Genomic DNA, 5,554 nt, shown 5'->3' on the forward strand with positions numbered 1-5,554 from the left:
ACGAAACTGCAGAACACGGCAACGTCCGCACCCAGGTGCTGGGTCGCCTCCCGCAGCAGATGTGACGTCTCGGCTTCGGACCGTGCGAGTGCGATGCGGCAGATCGCCTCCCCAACACGCTCGAAGTAGCCCGACGAAACGACGATCGACTCAAGCGCTGACGATGTCATGCTGAATCACTTACGACGGGAGTTTGTAGTTCGCCAAATGCTCTCGCCAATCGTTGGAACAGCAAAGGGTACGCAAAGCGGAGCGGGTCCGCCCCAGTCCAGCGCGCGAAATCGCTTTCGTCGCAGAAGGGAACACAACAACAGAGCCGACCGCCCTGGCTGCGCAGGTGAGTCCTCTTGACGTGAACGCCTTGGGTACAGCGGGTTAGTTCGAACACCAGAACCCCGTCACCGCTATCGATTCTGCGCAGTTGCGGGTTTGATGAGGTGGGCGTTTCATCAGTGCGTTGGCCAGGTCGCATGATTTCGTGTTCTCTGTACGTTCATTCTTAGCTCCCGAGGTGAACGCCCTGAGCCGGGCGCTCGTTCTTCATCGTGTGTTTCAGGACGCTGGGCGAACCCAGCATTCATGTGGGATTGCAGCGTGTGACTCCGCTGCAATTTGCATGAACACTCAGTGTTCTGTCTCCCCCGCTTGGTCTCCGCCCCGCGCGGCCACGCCCCGATATCGCCTTCCGTCCATCTACTTGTCCCATCAATGGAGCGCGATTCTCCTATAAAGAGAAGTCGGGACTTCTACATATACAACCTATTACGGTTCACGTGTGCGAACAATGTTGTCGCCAGAAGCGATGCTTGCGCCTTGTGATCTTCAGGTTCCGCGGTTCGTCGAGCGGCGGGCGTCCCCTAGAATCATGGGTTTTGTTTGTGCATCCGCGCGCGAAAAGGGGCGCGACGGCCGCCAGATCTGCGCGCTAATCTCCCTCTGCCAGTGGTCCTGAGTTCCAGCCTTTGCACGAAAACCTTCATTCAGAGAGAAACTGACGATGACGACAATTCGCGTCCTTGTGGTGGACGACCATCCGCTCATCACCGAAAGCCTGGCCGGGGCGCTCACTCCCTACGGGATATCGCATGTCACTGCGGTGTCGGACGGCACCAAGGTGCTGGAACGCTTCGAGCAAGAGCGGCCCGACGTTCTCGTGCTGGATGTCTGGATCGGCCCTGTTCGTGGCCTCGAAGTGGCGCGGGAGCTGCTGCAGCGCAGCCCTGGCGCCCGCATCGTGATCTACAGCCAATTCGACAAAGATCAGTTCGTGCTGGAAGCCTACCGTGTGGGAGCCAAGTCGTTCATCCCGAAGAGCGCGACTACCAAGGTGCTGGCTGAGGCCATCCAGAAGGCGCACGAGGGCGAAACCTACTTCACCAAGGAACTGGCCGAGCGCATGGCCCTGATGAGCGTGCGCGGCGAGGAGTCACCCCAGGCCAAGCTCACCGACCGAGAGCTGAAGGTCTTTCGCCTGATGGCCCTCGGCCAGACCAACGCAGAAATCGCGAAGGAATTGAGCCTCTCGTCGAAGACGATCGGAATCGTCACCCAGGCGATCAAAGAGACCTTGGGCGTGCAGCGCTTGGCCGACATCACGCGGCTGGCCCTGAAGTACCAACTCATCGACGAATAGGGCAACGCTCCACAGCCCGCCCCTCGCGCGGCCGCCTGCGGCACGCGCCCAACATCCTAAGGAAGATACCGGTGACTCTCACCGTACTACTGCTCGGCCTGGCGGTTTGCGCCGCATGGGCGCCTCCGATCACCACTCGCTGGGGCAAGCTGCCACTGTGGCACCCGCTGCTCGCCGCGAGCTTGTGCGCTGCGGCTGCATCCGGCGAGGTGTCGCCGGGCGGCATTGCCGTGTGCATCTTCGCCTGGGCGTGCGGCGCCCTGTCAGTCGCGCTGCCGTCGCCCAAGGTGAGGACAGCCCTTAAGGTTGTGACGGTCGCCACGTGCTTTGCGCTGGGCATCCAGAAGGTCGCCGGCTTCGGCCCCTTCCTTGTGGTACCTGATACCGTCATCAGCCCGCACGCCGGGCCGATGCACGTGAATCTCCGCCTCGACGCCGGGGTCGCCGGCCTGTTGCTGTTTGCGCTCTACAGCCGCCGCATCACGTCACTTGCCGAGCTGCGCGCCGCTTGGCGGCCCGCCTTGGCCATCGCCGGGATCACGACAGCCGCAATCCTCGCCATTGCCGTCGCGATCGGATACGTGGCCTTCGATCCCAAGCTGCCTTGGTTCACCGCCGTGCACCTGGTGCACATCGCCCTATGGACGTGCACGCTTGAGGAAGGCCTCTTCCGCGGCGTGGTTCAGGACGGTTTGATGAGTGCTCAGTGGGTTCGCGCGCGCGCCTGGCTGGCTCCCCTGCCGATCGTCGCCGCGAGCCTGTTGTTCGGCCTGGCGCACGTCGCCGGCGGCCCCGTGCTAATGGCCTTGGCCGCCCTCGCCGGCGTGGGCTACGGCTATGCCTACCAGCGCACCGGCCGCATCGAGGCAGCGATGCTCGCGCACTTCACGCTCGACGCAGCGCACTTCCTCTGGTTCACCTATCCGTCTCTTAAGTTGTGAGCTTGAAATGAGAAGTCGAAAGAGAACGATCTTCATGAGCCTCGGCGCGGGCCTGGCCCTATTCGGCCAAGCCCGCGCGGCCGACGTGGCCGCCACCGAGTTGGACAGCGTAGGTGCCTTGCCGACGGTCATCACGCCTACGCGTCTCAAGCAGAGCCTGCAGGAGGTGCCTGCGAGCGTCACCGTGCTGACGGCAACGCAACTGCGCACTTACGGCGTCACCTCCATCGCTGATGCCTTGCGCCTAGTGCCCGGCATGGCGGTCACGCAGGCAACCGGCAACTGGTACCAGGTCAACTACCACGGCACCAGCCCGCGCGACGCACGCAGAATGAACGTTCTCATCGACGGCATTTCGGTCTACAGGCCAGGCCTGTCCAAGATCTACTGGACTCAGTTACCCATCGTCATTGATGACGTGGAACGCATCGAAGTCACCCGCGGTCCGGCCTCGGCCGCGTATGGCCCGAATTCCATGACTGCCGTGGTGAACATCATTACCAAGCGCCCCAGCGACGTTGGACAGGCCTCAATGAGCGCCGGCGCCGGTAGCCCTGGCGTCTACCGAACCCACGCGCGCGCTGCGCTCACGAGCGGCGACACCAGTTTTCTGGTTGCCGCCAGCACAGAGGGCGACCGCGGCTATGACTGGAACAGCGCACAGAACGACGATCACGACTCTTCGACGGCTCGGCGGCTGCTGGTTCGCTCGCAAACCCAGCTGTCGCGAACGACCGGCCTGGCCTTAGAAGGAGCCTATGTCGAAGGGCGCGCGGAGGTCCCTTTCCGGTCGGTATACGAGGCTCCCCCGGACAAGCGCATCAGCGACTCTTACTTGGCCGGTACGCTGACCTCCGCCCTCAGCGGTGACCATGAGCTACAGGTGCGCGCCACGTTCTCGCATCACCGGATCGAACAGCGCTGGGCGACCTGCTTCCCGGCGGTGGCGTTCCTGCCACAGCTCTACACGCTTTACGGGACTAACCCGGCTTACGCCAACACCCTCCTCATGGGACAGATACCGCGCGGCGGCACGCCTGCCGACGACTTGCTCGCGCTGCAGGCAGCCGCTGCGATTCAGCAGCTCGGCCCAGCAGGCCTGCAGCCGCTCTGCGGCTTGGCCAATCAGGACTTGGCTGAGCGACGCGCGGATATCGAGCTGCAAGACACCTTCGCCGTCAACGAGCAGCTGCGATTAGTTAGCGGCCTCGGTGCACGCCAGCAAATGGCCGAGAGCCAAACCTTCCTTGCCGGCCGCGTGACAAACAACCTGTACCGCTTGTTCGGCAACGTGGAATACAAGCCCGACACCTGGGCGACGGTCAACCTCGGCGCCTATGCCGAGCATGACCAGATCGTCGGCTGGACGTTCTCCCCGCGGGGCGCTGTGAACTTCCAGATCGACGAGAACCAGGGCATCCGCTTCTCGGTGTCGAAAGGCACGCGCACGCCGGACCTGCAGGAACAGCATGGCAACTATTCCTTCACCACTCAGCTCTACCTGCCGGCAGCGGACGGCAGCACCATGGCCAAGTACTACCAACACTCCGCTTCGGCTGGCGGCCTCAAGAGCGAGGTGGAGATGTCCCGCGAGGTGGGTTACTTCCTGAATTTGCCCAAGTGGGGGTTGCTGTTCGATGCGAAGGTGTTCAATGACCGCCTCACGGACCTGATTTCGGAGCCGATCAGCATCGGAACCGTGGCGCAAACCAACAGCAACTCCGTGCGCCTGCGTGGCGTCGAACTTCAGGCCTCCGCCTCTCTCGACGGGGGCTGGTCCGGCTTCGCCACCTACGCGTATTTGCTCAACACCGACGCTACGATTGCCATTGAACAGGCGCAATATTCGCGTCACAGCGGCTCGATCGGTGTCTCCAAGGTGCTGGGAAGTGGCTGGAGGGTTTCCAGCGCCTATTTCGGCTCCTCCGGCAACGGTGCCAACACCAGCTATGGGCGCCTTGACACCATCGTGTCCAAAGCGTTCGTCATAGCTGACCGCCAAGCAGAAGCCATGCTGCGCATCACCAGGCTGGACAGCCCGACCCTGACCTACTACGCCGGCTCCTCGCGCGAGACCAGCCGGTACAACAACAGGCTGCAGGCCTACGCCGAGCTGAAGCTGAGTTTCTGAGGCATGGCCGATGCAATAGATCGATGGAGAATCAGGCGACGAGCGGCAATTCAGGCCTTGTTCGGCCTGGCGCTCGCCGCCGCCCATCGCGCCCGCGCTGCTCAGACGCTAAGGGCAGTGTTCTCCGGCGACTCGCCGGCCGTCCGGCAGATTGTCGATGCCCTGCACTCACGCTTCCCCAGCGTGCAACTATTGCAGGACGCCAAGGCGGCAAGCGCACCGCGGGCTTCCGCGGTCAACTTGGCCATCGGCCCTGCAGCGCTCCAGGCCGCGCTGGCCGAGCTACAAGGTCCCATCGTCGGCCTGTTCGTCTCACGCCAAACCTACGAGCGCCTGGTGCCGTCAAGCGCTCGCGACCGTGCGACGGCCATCTTTGCAGAGGCTTCGCCCGATGCACAGATGCAGCTTGTGGTGCACCTGTTTCAACGCCGCGTATCGGTCGGTGCTCTCCTGAGCGAATCGACGCAGGCCCTTGAGCCGGACCTGCGACGTGCCGCTAAACGCGCCGAGCTGTCGCTACAGGTGCGCGTCGTTTCCAACGGGGCTGCCCCTGTCCGTGAGGCTGCGGCGCTATCAGGGCAAGACGTGCTTCTGGCGGTCCCCGACTCCACGCTCTACAACGCCGAGACGCTGCCGGCGGTGTTGGAGTCCACCTATCGTCGGAATCAGCCTGTCATCGGCTTCTCGCCGGCCCTTGTGACCGCCGGCACCCTGGCCGCCGCTTACGCCGCCATCGACGACGTGCTGACCAGCCTGGACGGCCTGCTAGCGGAACTCGAAGCCGGACGCCTACCCGAACCGACGTACCCGCGTTTCTGGCGCGTTGCCGTCAATGAGACCGTCGCCCGC

The 5,554-nt window shown here is 63.4% G+C and carries 4 protein-coding genes; all 4 read left to right on the forward strand.

Annotated features, from left to right (window positions below; all coding sequences use genetic code 11):
* The first annotated feature begins 997 nt into the window (after positions 1–997).
* Complete coding sequence (locus AC30NL_RS19790; RefSeq protein ID WP_489465701.1) at positions 998–1,633, forward strand: response regulator; 636 nt, start codon at positions 998–1,000, stop codon at positions 1,631–1,633.
* Between the two features lie 71 nt (positions 1,634–1,704).
* Positions 1,705–2,574 carry a CPBP family intramembrane glutamic endopeptidase gene (locus tag AC30NL_RS19795; RefSeq protein WP_489465702.1) on the forward strand — a complete coding sequence of 290 codons (870 nt, stop codon included), beginning with the start codon at positions 1,705–1,707 and terminating at the stop codon, positions 2,572–2,574.
* Between the two features lie 34 nt (positions 2,575–2,608).
* Complete coding sequence (locus tag AC30NL_RS19800; RefSeq protein ID WP_489465703.1) at positions 2,609–4,705, forward strand: TonB-dependent receptor plug domain-containing protein; 2,097 nt, start codon at positions 2,609–2,611, stop codon at positions 4,703–4,705.
* A gap of 3 nt (positions 4,706–4,708) precedes the next feature.
* A partial coding sequence (locus tag AC30NL_RS19805) for a hypothetical protein (protein WP_489465704.1) occupies positions 4,709–5,554 on the forward strand: 846 nt, incomplete at its 3' end.

The sequence above is a fragment of the Rhizobacter sp. genome (genome assembly GCA_021153565.1).
Taxonomy (GTDB): Bacteria; Pseudomonadota; Gammaproteobacteria; order Burkholderiales; family Burkholderiaceae_C; genus Albitalea.

Excerpts from the sequence above, each read along its gene's own strand:
- AC30NL_RS19790 (WP_489465701.1), top strand. The coding sequence starts at position 998 with ATGACGACAATTCGCGTCCTTGTGGTGGACGACCATCCGCTCATCACC.
- AC30NL_RS19800 (WP_489465703.1), top strand. The coding sequence starts at position 2,609 with ATGAGCCTCGGCGCGGGCCTGGCCCTATTCGGCCAAGCCCGCGCGGCC.